This window comes from Streptomyces sp. CHD11, from assembly GCF_018638295.1.
In the GTDB taxonomy this organism is placed as follows: domain Bacteria; phylum Actinomycetota; class Actinomycetes; order Streptomycetales; family Streptomycetaceae; genus Streptomyces.
This window is the reverse complement of the sequence record NZ_JABTTS010000018.1, coordinates 54784-72388: the sequence shown is the minus strand read 5'-3', so window position 1 is coordinate 72388 and position 17605 is coordinate 54784. Positions and strand designations below refer to the sequence as shown.

At 71.2% G+C, this 17605-nt stretch carries 15 protein-coding genes and 1 pseudogene; 12 read left to right on the top strand and 4 right to left on the bottom strand.

Translation table 11 applies throughout. The features are described 5' to 3' along the window. Positions 1–136: 136 nt before the first annotated feature. The 3 genes and pseudogenes from HTV45_RS34370 to HTV45_RS19410 all read right to left on the bottom strand — a co-directional run. Positions 137–653, bottom strand: a pseudogene (locus tag HTV45_RS34370) (tyrosine-type recombinase/integrase); the annotation flags it as partial. 293 nt (positions 654–946) lie between these two features. After that, positions 947–1120: a DUF397 domain-containing protein gene (locus HTV45_RS19415; RefSeq protein WP_215207080.1), complete on the bottom strand. Its 174-nt coding sequence runs from the start codon at positions 1118–1120 to the stop codon at positions 947–949. 8 nt (positions 1121–1128) lie between these two features. Further along, entirely contained in the window at positions 1129–1980 is an 852-nt protein-coding gene (locus tag HTV45_RS19410) for a helix-turn-helix transcriptional regulator (RefSeq protein ID WP_215207079.1), read from the bottom strand. A gap of 231 nt (positions 1981–2211) precedes the next feature. On the opposite strand from HTV45_RS19410, the gene HTV45_RS19405 reads away from it, so the two are divergent. The 10 genes from HTV45_RS19405 to HTV45_RS19360 all read left to right on the top strand — a co-directional run bounded on the left by HTV45_RS19405 (position 2212) and on the right by HTV45_RS19360 (position 14706). Beyond that, entirely contained in the window at positions 2212–2682 is a 471-nt protein-coding gene (locus HTV45_RS19405; protein ID WP_215207078.1) for an ATP-binding protein, read from the top strand. A gap of 26 nt (positions 2683–2708) precedes the next feature. Next, on the top strand, positions 2709–3611 hold the full coding sequence (locus HTV45_RS19400; RefSeq protein ID WP_215207077.1) for a hypothetical protein: 903 nt from the start codon (positions 2709–2711) through the stop codon (positions 3609–3611). Between the two features lie 179 nt (positions 3612–3790). Then, positions 3791–5149, top strand: a complete 1359-nt coding sequence (locus HTV45_RS19395; protein WP_215207076.1) for a NarK/NasA family nitrate transporter — start codon at positions 3791–3793, stop codon at positions 5147–5149. A gap of 127 nt (positions 5150–5276) precedes the next feature. Then, positions 5277–6431, top strand: a complete 1155-nt coding sequence (locus tag HTV45_RS19390; protein ID WP_215207075.1) for a uroporphyrinogen-III synthase — start codon at positions 5277–5279, stop codon at positions 6429–6431. A 108-nt stretch (positions 6432–6539) separates the two neighbouring features. Continuing rightward, positions 6540–7133 carry an ABATE domain-containing protein gene (locus tag HTV45_RS19385; RefSeq protein ID WP_215207074.1) on the top strand — a complete coding sequence of 198 codons (594 nt, stop codon included), beginning with the start codon at positions 6540–6542 and terminating at the stop codon, positions 7131–7133. 291 nt (positions 7134–7424) lie between these two features. Next, positions 7425–8009: a sigma-70 family RNA polymerase sigma factor gene (locus HTV45_RS19380; protein WP_037932079.1), complete on the top strand. Its 585-nt coding sequence runs from the start codon at positions 7425–7427 to the stop codon at positions 8007–8009. Between the two features lie 74 nt (positions 8010–8083). After that, a complete protein-coding gene (locus tag HTV45_RS19375) occupies positions 8084–8845 on the top strand; it encodes a zf-HC2 domain-containing protein (RefSeq protein ID WP_308309709.1) in 762 nt (253 codons plus the stop codon). 1032 nt (positions 8846–9877) lie between these two features. Next, positions 9878–12226, top strand: a complete 2349-nt coding sequence (locus HTV45_RS19370; RefSeq protein WP_215207072.1) for a UvrD-helicase domain-containing protein — start codon at positions 9878–9880, stop codon at positions 12224–12226. Between the two features lie 395 nt (positions 12227–12621). Then, on the top strand, positions 12622–14031 hold the full coding sequence (locus HTV45_RS19365) for an NAD-dependent malic enzyme (protein ID WP_215207071.1): 1410 nt from the start codon (positions 12622–12624) through the stop codon (positions 14029–14031). Positions 14032–14424: 393 nt separating this feature from the next. Further along, positions 14425–14706: an HU family DNA-binding protein gene (locus HTV45_RS19360; RefSeq protein ID WP_004987462.1), complete on the top strand. Its 282-nt coding sequence runs from the start codon at positions 14425–14427 to the stop codon at positions 14704–14706. A gap of 176 nt (positions 14707–14882) precedes the next feature. Here the strand turns inward: HTV45_RS19360 and murA are convergent, their stop codons facing one another. Beyond that, a complete protein-coding gene (murA, locus tag HTV45_RS19355) occupies positions 14883–16229 on the bottom strand; it encodes a UDP-N-acetylglucosamine 1-carboxyvinyltransferase (RefSeq protein ID WP_215207070.1) in 1347 nt (448 codons plus the stop codon). 314 nt (positions 16230–16543) lie between these two features. Here murA and HTV45_RS19350 point away from each other — a divergent pair, with 314 nt between their 5' ends. Together HTV45_RS19350 and HTV45_RS19345 are read left to right on the top strand one after the other, a co-directional pair. Continuing rightward, positions 16544–17116 carry a YqgE/AlgH family protein gene (locus HTV45_RS19350; protein ID WP_215207069.1) on the top strand — a complete coding sequence of 191 codons (573 nt, stop codon included), beginning with the start codon at positions 16544–16546 and terminating at the stop codon, positions 17114–17116. A 30-nt stretch (positions 17117–17146) separates the two neighbouring features. Further along, positions 17147–17428 carry a DUF3039 domain-containing protein gene (locus HTV45_RS19345; RefSeq protein ID WP_003990595.1) on the top strand — a complete coding sequence of 94 codons (282 nt, stop codon included), beginning with the start codon at positions 17147–17149 and terminating at the stop codon, positions 17426–17428. The last annotated feature ends 177 nt before the right edge of the window (positions 17429–17605 follow it).

Here is a 17605-nt window from a genome sequence, read left to right as displayed (position 1 = left end):
CCGGAGGTTGTGCCTTTATGCAGTTCCGTAAGTTCACTTGGGGCTTTCGAGGGCACGCAAGCGCAAATATGAAACCCCGTCAGGCATGTCCTGGCGGGGCTTCTGCGCGTCGTGACGGCAGTAGTTGACGGCAACGTCAGCGGACGGAGACGGCGCAGGGCAGCGGTTCGTCACCGTCGCCGTTTGCCGTCTCGGTGCTCTCCGGGTTGGCGAGGGCGGTGCTGAGGGTGTCGATGGCGTCGCGCTGGAGGCGGAGGCGGACGTGGGCGTAGACGGTGGCGGTGACGCCGATGTGGGCGTGACCGAGGGGTTACTTGATCACGACGAGGTCGATTCCCCGTTACAGAAACAGAGTTGCGGTCGAGTGGCGCAGGTCGTGGAACCGGATGCGGCGGAGTCGGCATGGGAGGAGTCGGCCGCAGCGGCGGGTGAGGTTGGCGGGGCCGAGAGGGCCGCCGGTCGAGGTGGTGTAGATGAGCCTGCTGTGCGACCAGCGCCCCGACGGCTCGTCGTTCCTCCTGCTGGCGTTCCTGGCGGTCCTTGAGGGAGTGGACGCCTTCGGTGGGGAGGGCGATGCGGCGTTCGGATGCGCGGGTCGTGGTGTGCAGGGTGGTTAGGCCACCCGTGCGGGTGTGCTGGAGGGAGCGGTGAATGGGGTCAGCATTGGAACCGATCACGACACCGTGGCATTCGCAGTCGCCTCTGATACGCCGCTGATGGCGGGCCCGCGGTCGACACGGCTACCCCGCGCCCGGCATACACGGCATCATCGACGTCCTGTCGAGCCGGACGTCAAGTGTTGAGCCGACAAGGGTTATCGAGGTGCCGGCGGCACAAGAGTTCAAGCGAGGCGAGGTTGTGCTTGGTCTCCACCGGCCGACTGGTCAACTCCGTGGCCAGGGGGGAACATGGGGTCAACGCCGAGTCCCTGGGGGAATGGGCGCAATCACTTCTTGATGTGCGTGAGGAAGGTGGTCCACGTGGCCGGGGAGAGGCCGAGACGAGGGCCGGGCGCGGTCTTTGAGTCGCGTATGAGGACGGTGGTGGGAGTGGTGGCCACTTCGACGCAGTTGGATGCGTCGGGGCTGTGGGAAGACTTGCGCCAATGGTGATCGGACATAGTGATTCTCAGGTCTCCTGGGCGATGCGGTGGATCAGGTCGCGGGATTCGGCGGGCTTGAGGGCGTTCGCCTCCATGCGGTCGAGTACAGAACGGTACTTGCTCAACTGCGCTTCCGCGTCAAGGAATTCGCACCCGTGGTGGGTGTCCAGCTGCACGGTGTCGAGCTGCGGGACGGGACCCGACAGGTAGTCGACCGACTGTCCCGTTCCCGGGAAGGAACCCTTGCCGAACGGGATGATCCGAACGGTGACGTGTTCCAGTTCGCTCATGTCCAGCAGGTGCCGGAGCTGGGTGCGGACGGTGGTGGGGCCGCCGTACCCCATGTGCAGAGCGGACTCGTGGATCACCGCCGTATAGGGAGGTGGGTCCGCGCGGTGGAGAACGCCCTGGCGCTTGATGCGGTGGGTCACGCGGTGCTCGATCTCGAACTGCCGTAGCGGTGGTACCGCTTCGCAGAAGAGTGCGCGGGCGTGCTCCGTGGTTTGTAGCAGCGCCGGGATGTGGACGACCAGCGCGACGCGCAGTGCTGTTGCGTGGTGCTCCAGTTCGGCGAGGTCGATGAGGCCTGCCGGAAGATGCTCCCGGTACTCCTCCCACCAGCCCCGCGATCGCCGCCCGGTCATCGCGGCCAAGGCGTCGACCAGTGCGGCGTCGGGGCAGGCGTAGGCGTGTGCCATGGAGTGGATCCGGTCGGCGCTGACGGGCGTGCGGCCCGTCTCGATCATGCTGACGCGCGCCTGGTTGACGCCGAGCAGCTCCCCGGCGCCGGTCGCGGTGAGGCCGGCCCGTTCGCGGAGCTTGCGCAGCTCGGCGCCCAGTCTCCGCTGCCGCAGCGTCGGATTGTTCGTGGGCGGCAAAGTGTGTCCCTCCCGGCCGTGAGGCGGCGTGTCTCTCCCTCACATGAGTGAAGCATGGATGGATTCAGCTGTTTTCGTAAGATCCATCTAACCATCAGTCCTACGGTGGTCACCCAGCGCTCGATCACCCACTCCGTATGCCGGAAGTGCACCGCAATGCGCGGCACCGCCACCGCCCGACGGGGTTCGTTGGGCGCGTCCCGGTTCCCTTTCAACTCCCGGAGGCAAACCATGGTCACCGTAGCTACGCCCCACCCCTGGGCGTACGCCCTTCGCCTCCCCCATGACCCCCGCGCGGTACGCGTCGCACGCGTGACGGTGCGGGCGGCGCTCGACGGGCACGGTATGCAGGATGCCGTCGACGTCGTGGAGTTGCTGACGTCGGAGTTGGTCACCAACGCCTACCGGCACACCGACGGGCCCGCCTCCCTGCGGCTCACGGGGTTGGGCGACGGGCGGTTGCGGGTCGGGGTGTGGGACAGCGATCCTCGCGTTCCCGCCCCGTTCGGCCAGTCCGGGGACGGCTCCGCGCCGCTTGCTCCGGCCGGCGCCGAATCCGGGCGCGGGCTGGGTCTCGTGCGGGAGTACGCCGACTCCTGGGGCGGTTGGGCGCTCGGTGACGGCGCGCTGGGGCGAGGGGCCGGGAAGCTGCTCTGGTTCGAAGTGGGTGGGCGTGCGAAACTGCCGCTGTTGCGGAAGTGAACGGTGTGACCAGGGGGCGAGGGCGGATGAGCAAGCGGCAGACGCGGAAGATGCTGGGGTTGATGGCGAGCGGGGAGCCCGTCGAGCTCACCAGTGCGATGGCGTCCGTGAAGAAGCTGGCCCGACTCGCCTTCGTCGCCCAGCAGTTCGGGTACGAGTACGCGGACGTGCGGCAGGGCGGCGGGAACAACAGCCAGTTGAGGATGCTCATCGTGCCCGATCCGAGCCCGCAGGCCCGCGCCCGCGCCGCGCAGAACTGGGCGCAGTATCCGAACGCCGGCGACGGGGTGTCGGTGCCGCCCCTCGTGCCGGACGCCTTCGAGCTGCTCAAAGCCCGTATCAACTTCGACCTCACCGGCAAGAGCGCCGAGAAGCGGATGGGGTACGGGGCCATCGGCGTCACCATCGGCTGCGGGGTCCTGGCCCTCCGGTTCGGGGGCGAGTCCTCGGACTTCGCCGTCGCGGGCGTGGTCTGGCTGGTCCTCATGGCCGTCTTCGGCGTCGGCCTGGCCGTCAACCGCAAGCGCAACGCCAAGTTCGCGGCCCGGCTCCAGGCGGCCGGATTCGTCCCGGTGACGGACGAGACCGGCCGGGTCCGCCAGCTCCCTCCGGGCGGGATGCCGGGCCACGGCAATCCCTTCGGCGGCGGCGGCCCGTACGGCGCCCAGGCCCCCGGAATGCCCGCGCCCGTGCCCGGCTACGGTCACCAGCCACCGCGGCAGCCTCCGATGCCGTATGTTCAGCCGGCCCCGTACGCCCAGCCCGCCTCCGCCCCGTACGCCGCCCCGCCGCAGCCCTCGGCCCAGGCACCCGGCGGCTACGGTCACCCCCAGCCGCAGCCCCCGTACGGGCAGCCCGCCCAGCCGCCCGGGTACCAGCCGCAGCAGAACCCCCAGCAGAACCCCCACTGGCAGCCCCCGAGGCACTGAACCTCACGGTGTCGCCCGTGCCCGGCGCCGGACACCTCTCACCCCGCTCCCGCCGCGGGTGAGAGCAACGTTCCCTGTCGGTCACTGCGTGCCATCGTGGCGGAAACGCCCCCTCCCTACCTTCGGGATCATCCCCGCGCGGCGCATCCGCCCGCGCCCCGGAGAACAGTGGAGGCCCCATGACAGCCCCCAGCGGCCGCTGGATCCAGCAGTGGGACCCGGAGGACGAGACCTTCTGGAACCGGACCGGAGAGCGGGTCGCCCGCCGCAATCTGCTCTACTCGGTGCTGTCCGAGCACATCGGGTTCTCCGTCTGGACGATGTGGTCCGTGCTCGTGCTCTTCATGGGCCCGGAGTACGGGCTCACGCCGGCCGACAAGTTCCTGCTGACCTCGATGGTCACCCTGGTCGGCGCCGTGGTCCGGGTGCCCTACACCTTCGCCGTCGCGCTCTTCGGCGGGCGGAACTGGACGGTGATCAGTGCCGGGCTGCTGCTCGTGCCCACCGTCGCCGCGTTCGCCGTGATGGAGCCGGGGACGTCCTTCTCCACGTTCCTGCTGGTCGGCCTGCTGGCCGGTATCGGCGGCGGCAACTTCGCCTCCTCCATGACCAACATCAACGCCTTCTTCCCGCTCAGGAAGAAGGGCTGGGCGCTCGGACTGAACGCCGGCGGCGGCAACATCGGCGTCCCGGTGATCCAGATCGCGGCACTCGCGATCATCGGCGCGAGCGGGGGGCCGCGCGTGCTGCTCGGCCTCTACATCCCGCTGATCGTCGTCGCCGCGGTGCTCGCCGCGCGGTACATGGACAACCTCGCCTCGGTGCGCAACGACACCGGTGCCGCCCGGGACGCCGCGCGGGACCGGCACACCTGGATCATGTCGTTCCTCTACATCGGCACCTTCGGCTCGTTCATCGGCTACAGCTTCGCCTTCGGGCAGGTGCTCCAGAGCCAGTTCGGCCGCACCCCGCTGCAGGCCGCGTACGTCACCTTCATCGGCCCGCTGCTGGGGTCGCTGATCCGTCCGGTGGGCGGGTGGCTCGCCGACCGGTACGGCGGTTCGCGGATCACCCTGTGGAACTTCGTCGCCATGGGCGCGGCGACGTCCGTACTGATCACCGCGTCCATGCAGAAGTCGCTGGTCCTGTTCACCGTCGCGTTCGTGGTGCTGTTCGTGCTGACCGGTCTCGGCAACGGATCGACGTACAAGATGATCCCCGGCATCTTCCAGGCGAAGGCGCTGGCCCGGGGGCTGGCGGGCGAGGAGGCGGCCGCGTACGGGCGGCGGCTGTCCGGGGCGGCCATGGGGCTGATCGGCGCGGTGGGCGCGCTCGGCGGGGTCGGCATCAACCTGGCGTTCCGTCAGTCCTTCCTCTCCTACGGCTCCGGCACCGGCGCCTTCGTGGCGTTCCTCGCCTGCTACGCGGTCTGTTTCGCGGTCACCTGGGCCGTATACCTGCGCCGCCCGGCGGCCCGGCCACAGGACACGGATGCCGCCGCGGAGAAGAAGCCGCAGCTCAGCTACGCGGAAGTGTGACGGCCATGACGTAACACTGGTGACATGCAGCCGAACCGGGCCCGACACGCATCGTTGACAGGCTCGGCCCGCAGGGAGGTGGAGCCGCACCTCCCTGCGGTACGCCGACTCGAGCGGGACGAGAGCCATGTACGACGAAGAAGAGCAGCCACCGGAGCACGGTCCACTCGCGGGTTTCACCGTGGGGGTGACCGCGGCGCGCCGCGCGGACGAGCTGGGCGCGCTGCTGGAGCGGCGCGGAGCCGCCGTGCTGCACGCCCCGGCGCTGCGGATCGTGCCGCTCGCCGACGACAGCGAACTGCTGACCGCCACCAAGGACATCATCGGACGGGCCCCGGACATCACGGTCGCCACCACCGCCATCGGCTTCCGGGGCTGGGTGGAGGCCGCCGACGGCTGGGGGCTGGGGGAGGACCTGCTGGAGCGGCTGCGCGGGGTGCGGATCCTGGCCCGCGGGCCGAAGGTGAAGGGCGCGATCCGGGCCGCCGGGCTGTCCGAGGAGTGGTCACCGGCGTCGGAGTCCATGGCCGAGGTGCTCGACCGGCTCCTGGAGGAGGGCGTGGACGGACTGCGGATCGCCGTGCAGCTGCACGGCGAACCGCTGCCGGGCTTCGTGGAGTCGCTGCGGGCCGCGGGAGCGGAGGTGGTGGGAGTGCCGGTCTACCGGTGGCTGCCGCCGGAGGACATCGGTCCCGTCGACCGCCTCATCGACGCCGCCGTCGCCCGCGCCGTGGACGCGGTCACCTTCACCAGCGCGCCCGCCGCGGCGTCGCTGCTCTCCCGCGCGCAGGAGCGCGGACTCCTCGACGGACTGCTCGCCGCGCTCGGCCACGATGTGCTGTCCGCCTGCGTCGGCCCGGTCACCGCACTGCCGTTGCAGGCCCGCGGTATCGACACGGTGCAGCCCGAACGCTTCCGGCTCGGCCCGCTGGTCCAGCTGCTCTGCCGGGAACTGCCCGCGCGGGCGCGGGCGTTGCCGGTCGCCGGGCACCGGCTGGAGATCCGGGGGCACGCGGCCCTGGTGGACGGGGCGCTCAGGCCCGTGCCGCCGGCCGGGATGTCCCTGCTGCGGGCGCTGTCCCGGCAGCCCGGCTGGGTCGTCTCCCGCGCGGAGCTGCTGCGCGCACTGCCGGGCACCGGCCGTGACGAGCACGCGGTGGAGACCGCGATGGCCCGGCTGCGCTCCGCCCTCGGCGCGCCGAAACTGATCCAGACCGTCGTCAAGCGCGGTTACCGCCTCGCCCTGGACCCGACCCTGGAGTCCAAGTACGGGGACGGCTGAGCGCGGGGGGTTCCGGGGGCCGGGGCGGACGGGCACTGTGGGAGGAGCACGGTTTCCCGGATCGCTCACCGGCCTTCGCGCGAGGCCAACCTAGGCGGTGGCAGGAACATGGCACTGGGTACGGTCACGGTCTCCTACGAGCTGCGGTTCGACACCGGGCGGGTCTGTCTGGATCTGCTCGCGACCGCCCATCCCGGGGAACGGCTCGAGTCCGCGGCGGTGCTGCGCGCCTGGATCACCGGTTCCGGGCTCGTGCCCGAGGACACCACACTGGCCCACGCGGACACCTCCTGGCTGGTGGCGTTCCGCGAACTGCGCGGGCAGCTCGCCCCTTTGGTCCGTGGCCGGCCGGCGCCCGGTGTCCCCGCGTACGATCGCGCCCTCGCGCGGGTGAACGAACTCGCCCGCGCGGCGCCCCCGGTGCCGCACGCGGTGCCCGGCGAGGACGGCACGCTGGTGCGCCGGCTCGACGGCCCGCCCGGCCGGGCCGCGCTGCTCGCCGCGGTCGCGCGGGACGCGGTGGACCTGCTCACCGACCCCGTCGCCCGCGCTAGCCTCAGGCAGTGCGCGGGCGACAACTGCCCCATCGTCTACGTGGACACCTCCCGGGGGCGCAGGCGGCGCTGGTGCTCCAGCGAGGTGTGCGGCAACCGTGAACGGGTGGCCCGGCACCGCCGCCGCGCCGCTCTCGCCCGCGCCTGACCGGCGTCCCGAACAACCCCCTTGCGTCGTATGCGGCTTCCGTGTGCCGTGCGGGCGGAAATTGTCGAAGTGATCTGCGTTACACCCCTGTTCGCCTTCCGTGTGCGGTGAATGACGTGGCCGCTCTCGGCACTGTGTCGGAAATGTAAAGAAGTGGCGGGGGGAATGTGCTCTCATGTCCCGGTCGTCGCCCCGTCCCGCAGAAAACTGCCGTCTCCCTTTGAACACCCAACCCCTGCCGTCCGTACCGGTTGTCGAGCGACCGACTGGGGGATCCCCCGGACACCGGAGGTGGGCGTGCGCAAGGATGCGGCCGTGGCCAATGAACGTGGATCGAGGGCCCGACATCGCATGTCCTCACAGCCCTCGGAACCTGATGAGGAGCTGATGCGTGCGCTGTATCGCGAGCACGCGGGGCCTTTGCTGGCCTATGTCCTGCGGCTGGTCGCCGGAGACCGGCAACGCGCCGAGGACGTCGTCCAGGAGACGCTCATCCGTGCCTGGAAGAACGCCGGTCAGCTCAATCGGGCGACCGGTTCGGTACGCCCCTGGCTGGTGACGGTCGCCCGGCGCATCGTCATCGACGGCCACCGCAGCCGGCAGGCCCGGCCGCAGGAGGTCGATCCGTCGCCGCTGGAGGTCATTCCCGCGGAGGACGAGATCGACAAGGCGCTGTGGCTGATGACGCTGTCGGACGCGCTCGACGACCTGACCCCGGCCCACCGGGAGGTCCTCGTCGAGACGTACTTCAAGGGGCGTACCGTCAACGAGGCGGCGCAGACACTCGGCATACCGAGCGGTACCGTCCGTTCCCGGGTCTTCTACGCCCTGCGGTCGATGAAGCTGGCTCTCGAGGAGCGGGGGGTGACGGCGTGATGAGTGTGTACGGGGGAAACCAGGGATTCGGCACGGGCGGTACGGGTATGTCTGGTGCCATGGAGGGATCACCGGTGCCGAACGAGCACGAGACCGTCGGCGCCTACGCCCTCGGCATCCTCGACGACGCCGAGGCGAGCACGTTCGAGGCGCACCTCGCGTCCTGCGAGTGGTGCGCCCAGCAGCTCGACGAACTCGCCGGCATGGAACCGATGCTGGCCGCCCTCGCGGACCTGCCCGAGACCAAGACGCCCGCGCTGGGCGAGTCCCTGGCCGCCAAGCCCTCACCCCGTGTGGTGGAGAAACTGGTCGACGAGGTCGCCGAGCGCCGTGCCCGCAAGCGCCGCCGCAACTTCTACATGGTGGCCGCCGCGGGCGCGCTGATCGTCAGCGGTCCGTTCGTCGCCGTGGCGGCGAGTGGCGGGGACGAGGAGAAGGGCGGCGGCAGCGGCACCAACCAGACGCTCGCGGCCAACCCCGCCAAGGACGCCTTCGACAAGATCTCCGACAAGATCACGGCGACCGACCCGGGCACGCAGGTGACCGCGACCGTGGCCCTGGAGAAGAAGCTCTGGGGCACCGAGATCGTCACGGAGCTGAAGAACGTCAAGGGCGAGCAGAAGTGCTCGCTGATCGTCGTCGGCAAGAACGGCGAGCGCGAGACGGCGAACACCTGGTCGGTGCCCGGCGAGGGCTACGGTCTGCCCGAAGCCACGTCGGACAAGGCCAGGCAGCCCCTGTACGTCCAGGGCGGCGCCTCGATCGCGCCGAACCAGATCGACCACTTCGAGTTCATGACCTTCGAGGGCGAGCTGCTCGTCGAGGTCGACGCGTAGGCCTCCGGCGGTCGGGCCGGGGAAACGCGGGCGGCACCCGCGAGCGCCGGGGAGCCGGTGAGCGGGGGCCGGTGCGTCTCCTCCGGCGCCCCTTGGGCCGCGGGGTGGCGTGCGTGACCCGCCGTCCCCGGCCCGGTGCGCCGGTCCGGCCGGGCACCGACGCCGGGTCCTGCGCTGCTGCCCCCACCCGGTCCACGGGCCCGGCCTGCCGGTCCCCGGCCCGGTCGCGCCCGCTCCTCGGGTCCGGTCTGCCGGGTCCGGCCCCGAGGCCGGGCCCCTGCGGGCGTGCCCGCGCGTGGTCCGCGGGGTGCGGGTCCGGTCCGGCCGTGTCCCGTCGGTTCTTCCCGGTCGGCGGGTGGGAGCCGGTCCGCCGATCCGGCCGGGCTCCGACGCCGGGCCCTGGGGGTCTGCCCCCTTCGGTTTGCAGGTGGCAGGTGGCAGGTGCGGGTCCGGTCCGCCGGCTTGCTGTTCCCTGCCCCTGCCTCCGGTCCGGTGCGCCGGTTGGGTCCGGTCGGCGGGTGGGGGTCCGGTCTGCGGGTCCGGCCCCGATGGCGGGCCCCTGCGGGTGTGCCCGCGCGTGGTCCGCGGGGTGCGGGTCCGGTGCGCCGGTCTTCCGGTCGGTGGGTGGGTGGTCGGTCCGTCGAAACCGGCGGGGCTCCGACGCCGGGCCCTGGGGGCCTGCTCCTGTTCGGCCTGGAGGCGCGGGTCCGGTCCGGCCGTGTCCGCTGGTTCTTTCCGGTGGGTGGGTGGCCGGTCCGTCGAACCGGGGGCTCCGACGCCGGGCCTTGGGGGAGGGTCGTGCCTGTTCGGGTGCGGGTGCGGGTGCGGGTGCGGGTGCGGGTCCGGTCCGGCCGTGTCCGCCGGTCGTGGCCGGTTTCCGGGCCGGCCCGGTGGTCCTGTCCGGCCGGCGGGTGTGCGGGACCGGTTCGTGGGTCATCCTGTCCGGCGGGGGTTCGCCGGGGAGGCCCGTAGCCGACGGGTGTCCCCTTCGCGTACGGTTGACGGCTGCCCAGCACGTCAGAAGGGGGCCCGGTGGCCGCTCAGGCTCAGCAGGAATCCGCGGTCGAACCGGTCCACGACTCTGTTCGGGACCGCGAGATCCGAGTCGAACAGGAACATCTGGACCGGGTGTACGTACGCCTCGAGGAGAAGATCCACGAGGCGGAGTTCCTCATGGCCGACGCCGCCCTGCGCGGTCACGTCGGCACGCCCGGCGCTCTCGCCGAGCGGGACGCCCAGGTCTTCCGGGCCGGCATCCACCTCAACCGGCTGAACAACGAGTACGAGGACTTCCTCTTCGGCCGGATCGACCTGCTGCCCGGCAAGGACGGCAAGAAGGGCCCCGACGGCGCGTACACCGCAGTGGAGCCCGCCGACGGGGCCATCAGGGAGGACAACACCGCCGACATCGCCGAGACCCTGCACATCGGCCGGATCGGCGTCCTCGACGCGGACTACGCGCCGATGGTCATCGACTGGCGGGCCCCCGCGGCGGCTCCCTTCTACCGCTCCACCCCGGTCGACCCCGGCCGGGTCGTGCGGCGCCGCGTCATCCGCTCCAAGGGACGCCGGGTCCAGGGTGTCGAGGACGACCTGATGCGCCCCGAGGTGAAGGCGTCCCTGGACGGCCGCGAGCTGCCGGTGATCGGCGACGGTGCCCTGATGGCCGCGCTGGGCCAGGCCCGTACGCACACCATGCGGGACATCGTGGCGTCCATCCAGGCCGAGCAGGACCTGGTCATCCGCGCCCCCGCCGGCTCGGTGACGTACGTCGAGGGCGGCCCCGGCACCGGCAAGACCGCCGTCGCCCTGCACCGCGCGGCCTACCTGCTCTACCAGGACCGGCGCCGGTACGCGGGCGGCATCCTGATCGTCTCGCCCACCCCGCTCCTGGTCGCCTACACCGAGGGCGTGCTGCCGTCCCTCGGCGAGGAGGGCCAGGTGGCCATCCGCGCCATCGGCTCCCTGGTCGACGGCGCGGAGGCGACGGTCTACGACTCCCCGTCGGTGGCCCGCGCCAAGGGCTCCTACCGCATGCTCAAGGTGCTGCGGAAGGCCGCGCGCGGAGCACTGGAGCCGAACGGCTCACCGCAGCGGCTGCGGGTCGTCGCCTTCGGCCGCCGCCTGGAACTCGAGGCGGCGGAGCTGGCCGACATCCGCCGCACCGCCCTCGGCGGCACCGCCCCGGTCAACCTGCTGCGCCCGCGCGCCCGGAAACTGCTCCTCGACGCCCTGTGGGAGCGCTCCGGCGCCGGGAGCCGGCACACCGACCCGGAACTCGCCGCCGAGCTGCGCTCCTCCTTCGACGAGGACATCACCACCGAGGACGACTTCACCGCCTTCCTCGACGCCTGGTGGCCCGAGCTGACCCCGGCCGCCGTGCTGGACGCCATGGCCGACGAGCGGCGCCTGGGCCGCTGGGCCCGCCGCGTCCTCAACCCCGGCGAGGTACGCAAGGTCGCCCGCTCGCTGAAGCGGGACGGCCGCTCGGTGCACGACATCGCGATGCTCGACGAGCTCCACGCGGTGCTCGGCACCCCGGCCCGCCCCCGCAGGAAACGCGAGCTCGACCCGCTGGACCAGCTCACCGGCCTGGAGGAGCTGATGCCGGTGCGCGAGGAGACCCAGCGCGAGCGGGCCGAGCGGCTCGCCCAGGAGCGCGTCGAGTACGCGCACGTCATCGTCGACGAGGCCCAGGACCTCACCCCGATGCAGTGGCGGATGGTCGGCCGTCGCGGGCGGCACGCCACCTGGACGGTGGTCGGCGACCCGGCCCAGTCCTCCTGGTCGGACCCCGACGAGGCGGCCCAGGCCCGTGACGAGGCCCTCGGCAGCCGCCCGCGCCGCCGTTTCGAGCTCACCGTGAACTACCGCAACCCGGCGGAGATCGCCGAGCTGGCGTCGAAGGTGCTCGCCCTCGCGATGCCCGGCTCCGAGTCGCCGAGGGCGGTACGGTCCACGGGCATCGAGCCGCGGTTCGCCGTCGCGGGGGGTTCCGGCGGCCGCGACGCGCGGGAGTCGGGGGACCCGGCCGGCCCGCCGGCCCCGCTGGGCGCGACCGTGCGCGCGGAGGCCGCCCGGCTGCTGGACCGGGTGGACGGCACGATCGGTGTGGTCGTCGCCATGCAGCGCCGCGAGGAGGCCCGGCGGTGGCTCGACGGGCTCGGCGAGCGCGTGATGGCGCTCGGCAGCCTGGAGGCCAAGGGCCTGGAGTACGACGCGACGATCGTCGTCTCCCCGGCGGAGATCGCCGACGAGTCCCCCGCCGGTCTGCGCGTGCTGTACGTCGCCCTCACCCGGGCCACCCAGCAGCTGACGGTGGTCTCGGCGGACCGCGACGAACCCGACGCCGATGGGGTGCCCGATCTGCTCAGGGACTGAGGACGACACCGGGTCCGGATAAAGCGCCTGTGCCGGGGGAATGGTCCCAGGGCATCCGTTTGTTAGCCTGGATGTGGCACCGGCCCGATCCAAGCCCCCGGGCCCAACCTTCGTCGCTACGAGCGACCACTTGCCGCGAGGCGAGCATGGCGGGTCGGTGTCGTCAAAGTGTTGCGAGAGGCCCACGTCACCCCCTGTGACGTGGGCCTCTTCTGCTGCCCGGCCGCCTCTTGGCCACCGGGCGCCTTTCGTATGATGGAAGACGTTGTCCGGAATGCGTGATGTCCCGGTGAACAAAACGTCCGCAATCCCGGGCGGCTACCTCGTACCGAGCGGTAGGTGCGACGATCGGACAGCACATATCGCGACACGGTAAGAAGCAGAGGAAGTCGGCCATGGCAACGGCGCCCAGCGTCTCCTACTCGATGACCATCCGGCTGGAGGTACCCGCGGGCGGATCCGCGGTCTCCCAGCTCACCGGGGCAGTCGAGTCCCACGGAGGCTCGGTGACCGGCCTCGACGTGACGGCGTCCGGCCATGAACGGCTCCGCATCGACGTGACCATCGCCGCCACCTCCACCACCCACGCCGAGGAGATCGTCGAGCAGCTGCGCGGCATCGAGGGCGTCACGCTGGGCAAGGTCTCCGACCGTACGTTCCTGATGCACCTCGGCGGCAAGATCGAGATGGCGTCGAAGCACCCCATCCGCAACCGTGACGACCTCTCCATGGTCTACACGCCCGGTGTGGCCCGGGTCTGCATGGCGATCGCCGAGAACCCCGAGGACGCCCGCCGCCTCACCATCAAGCGCAACTCCGTTGCGGTCGTGACCGACGGCTCCGCCGTGCTGGGCCTGGGCAACATCGGCCCCAAGGCCGCCCTGCCGGTCATGGAGGGCAAGGCGGCCCTCTTCAAGCGGTTCGCCGGCATCGACGCCTGGCCGCTCTGCCTGGACACCCAGGACACCGACGCGATCGTGGAGATCGTCAAGGCCATCGCCCCGGGCTTCGCCGGCATCAACCTCGAGGACATCTCCGCGCCGCGCTGCTTCGAGATCGAGGCCCGGCTGCGCGAGGCGCTCGACATCCCCGTCTTCCACGACGACCAGCACGGCACGGCGATCGTCGTCCTGTCCGCGCTCACCAACGCGCTGCGGGTCACCGGCAAGTCGATCGACACCATCCGCGTCGTGATGTCCGGCGCCGGCGCGGCGGGCACGGCCATCCTGAAGCTGCTGCTCGCCGCCGGTGTGAAGAACGCCGTGGTGGCCGACATCCACGGTGTGGTGCACGCGGGCCGCGAGGACCTGGTGGACGCCGCGCCCGGCTCCGCCCTGTGCTGGATCGCCGACAACACCAACCCCGAGAACCTCACCGGCACGCTGAAGGAGGCCGTGCGCGGCGCGGACGTCTTCATCGGCGTCTCCGCCCCGAACGTGCTGGACGGGGAGGACGTCGCCGCGATGGCCGAGGGCGCCGTCGTGTTCGCGCTCGCGAACCCCGACCCCGAGGTCGACCCGGCAATCGCCCGCCGGACGGCGGCCGTTGTGGCCACCGGCCGCTCCGACTTCCCCAACCAGATCAACAACGTGCTGGTGTTCCCGGGGGTGTTCCGCGGGCTGCTGGACGCGCAGTCCCGCACTGTCAACACCGAGATGATGCTGGCCGCCGCGCAGGCGCTGGCCGATGTGGTGACGGAGGACGAACTGAACCCGAACTACATCATCCCCAGCGTGTTCAACGACAAGGTCGCGGGCGCCGTCGCCGGCGCGGTGCGCGACGCGGCGAAGGCCGCGGGGGCGTAGACACCGGACCGCGAGAGGGCTGTGAGGATCGACACGCCCGGTTTGAACCGGCGCGTCGTGGAACCCGTAGATCCTGGCGGCCCTCTATCGTGGCGGCCAGAGTGGGCTCCGGCCCCTGCTGTCCGCTGCCGGAAGCGGACGGAGCGTCACCGCACCGAACCCGTGGCGCTCTTCGTGTGACTCCCTCGGGTGTTCTCACGACTTCCTGCGGGTGCCGGATTGGCATTACCGCCGCAGGTAGGGGCAGGATGCGTCCCTGGGCGCGAGGGTCTGACGACGGACCCGGGTCCGGTGACTCACCGAGGAACCTGGCAGCATCGGCTTCGCCGTGCCCGACATGCGGCTCCGCCGCGTGGCACGCCTCAACGGCAAGAAGAACACGGGAGTAAGAACATGAACCGCAGTGAGCTGGTGGCCGCGCTGGCCGACCGTGCCGAGGTGACCCGCAAGGACGCCGACGCCGTGCTGGCCGCGTTCGCCGAGGTCGTCGGCGACATCGTCTCCAAGGGCGACGAGAAGGTCACCGTCCCCGGCTTCCTGACCTTCGAGCGCACCCACCGGGCCGCTCGCACCGCGCGCAACCCGCAGACGGGTGAGCCGATCCAGATCCCCGCGGGATACAGCGTGAAGGTCTCCGCGGGCTCGAAGCTGAAGGAAGCCGCCAAGGGCAAGTAGGCGCTCCGCTGAGAGGCGGTGGGTGGCTGCGGGCCCGTTGTGACTGGTCGCGCCCGCGCGGCGGAGCCGCATACGTCTGCAGCCCCGCGCCCCTCGAAGGACGCTTTCACAGACGCCGATGGGGCGGTCACCGGGTTGTGGTGACCGCCCCATCGGCGTGCGTGTGAAAGCCGCCGCTACCCGAGTGCCTTGCCCGGGAGTTCGACCTTGGCGCCCAGCTCCATCAGCTTCTCCATGAAGTTCTCGTAGCCGCGGTTGATCAGGCCGATGCCGTGGACCCGGGAGGTGCCCTGGGCGGCGAGAGCGGCGATGAGGTAGGAGAAGCCGCCGCGCAGGTCGGGGATGACCAGGTCGGCGCCCTGTAGCCGGGTCGGGCCGGAGACCACCGCCGAGTGCAGGAAGTTCCGCTGGCCGAAGCGGCAGTGGGAGCCGCCCAGGCACTCGCGGTACAGCTGGATGTGTGCGCCCATCTGGTTGAGCGCGGAGGTGAATCCGAGGCGGGACTCGTAGACCGTCTCGTGCACGATCGACAGGCCCGTCGCCTGGGTGAGCGCGACCACCAGCGGCTGCTGCCAGTCGGTCTGGAAGCCGGGGTGCACGTCCGTCTCCAGCGCGATGGACTTCAACTGGCCGCCGGGGTGCCAGAAACGGATGCCCTCGTCTTCGATCTCGAAGGCGCCGCCGACCTTCCGGAAGGTGTTCAGGAACGTCATCATCGAGCGCTGCTGGGCGCCACGAATGTAGATGTTGCCCTCGGTGGCCAGCGCGGCGGACGCCCACGAGGCGGCCTCCAGGCGGTCGGGCAGGGCGCGGTGGGTGTAACCGCCGAGGCTGTCCACACCGGTGATGCGGATCGTCCGGTCGGTGTCCATCGCGATGATCGCGCCCATTTTCTGCAGTACGCAGATCAGGTCCTCGATCTCCGGCTCCACCGCGGCGTTGGACAGCTCGGTGACGCCCTCCGCGAGCACCGCCGTGAGCAGCACCTGCTCGGTCGTGCCGACGGACGGGTAGGGCAGCCGGATCTTGGTGCCGCGCAGCCGCTGCGGGGCCTCCAGGTACTGGCCGTCGGCCCGCTTCTCGATGGTCGCGCCGAACTGCCGCAGCACGTCGAAGTGGAAGTCGATGGGCCGGCCGCCGATGTCGCAGCCGCCCAGACCCGGGATGAAGGCGTGCCCGAGCCGGTGCAGCAGCGGGCCGCAGAACAGGATCGGGATGCGCGACGAACCGGCGTGGGCATCGATGTCAGCGACGTTGGCGCTCTCCACATGCGTGGGATCGAGCAGCAGTTCGCCCGGTTCGTCCCCCGGACGGACCGTCACCCCGTGCAGTTGCAGCAGACCCCGCACGACCCGGACGTCACGGATGTCGGGAACGTTGCGCAGGCGGCTGGGTGCGCTGCCCAGCAGCGCCGCCACCATGGCCTTCGGCACGAGGTTCTTCGCGCCGCGGACACGGATCTCGCCCTCCAGCGGGGTTCCGCCGTGGACCAGCAGTACGTCATCAGCGTCGTTGACGGTCATGAATCTCGCGTTCCGTGGAGAGTGGGGCAGGGCCTGAATGCCACAGGGTAATCGCCCTCGCCCCCCCTTCAGTAAGCCCGCGGACGGACTGGGGAGGTCATGGCTCTGTCACAACACGAACCGTTCCTTCCCGGCCACGAACGGTCACCGCGCTCCGTCCGCGCCGGGAGTGCTCCCGTCCGCCCGTCCGTCCTGGCGTCACCACCCCCGCACCAGCGCCCCACCAGGCGGCTCCGGCGGATGCGCGCCCCGTATTCACCCGCGTACCCCCATTGCCTCCCCGCGCGGAGCGCGGATGCGGGATCATGTCTGGCATGACCGAGGTGTCCTCGCTCACAGGGCGGCTGCTCGTGGCCACTCCCGCTCTGGCTGACCCGAACTTCGACCGTGCGGTGGTGCTCCTCCTCGACCACGACGAGGAGGGCTCCCTCGGCGTCGTCCTCAACCGTCCGACCCCGGTGGACGTGGGCGACATCCTCGAGGGCTGGGCGGAGCTGGCCGGCGAACCCGGTGTCGTCTTCCAGGGCGGACCGGTCTCGCTCGACTCGGCCCTCGGCGTCGCCGTCGTACCGGGGCAGCCGGCCGGGGAGGCCGCGCCGCCGGGCTGGCGCCGGGTGCACGGCGCGATCGGGCTGGTCGACCTGGAGGCCCCGCCGCAACTGCTCGCCTCCGCCCTCGGCTCCCTGCGCATCTTCGCCGGGTACGCGGGCTGGGGCCCCGGCCAGCTGGAGGACGAGCTGGTGGACGGCGCCTGGTACGTCGTGGAGTCCGAGCCGGGCGATGTGTCCTCCCCGTCGCCGGAGCGGCTCTGGCGCGAGGTGCTGCGCCGCCAGCGCAGCGAACTGGCGATGGTGGCCACCTATCCGGACGACCCTTCGCTCAACTGATGCGGGTGAGCTTCAGTACCCTTGGCAGTTATGAGCACTCTTGAGCCCGAGCGCGGGACAGGTACGGGGACCCTCGTCGAGCCGACGCCGCAGACCTCCCACGGCGACGGTGACCACGAGCGCTTCGCCCATTACGTCCAGAAGGACAAGATCATGGCCAGCGCCCTCGACGGCACGCCCGTCGTGGCGCTGTGCGGCAAGGTCTGGGTACCCGGCCGTGACCCGAAGAAGTACCCGGTCTGCCCCATGTGCAAGGAGATCTACGAGTCCATGAGCTCCGGGGACGACGACAAGGGCAAGGGCGACAAGTAGCCCCCTGGTCCCCTCCCTTCTCCGCCGGTCCGTTCCCTCTTCCAGGTCCCCGGGGTGCGCTTTGCGTGCCCTGGGGGCCTTTGCGCTGTCCGCGCGTTGCGCAGGGTGCGTCCGCCGGTCACAGAGTGGTTGAGACCTCTTGTGGCGCGGTTCCTCCAGTCTCTAGCCTCCGGTGTG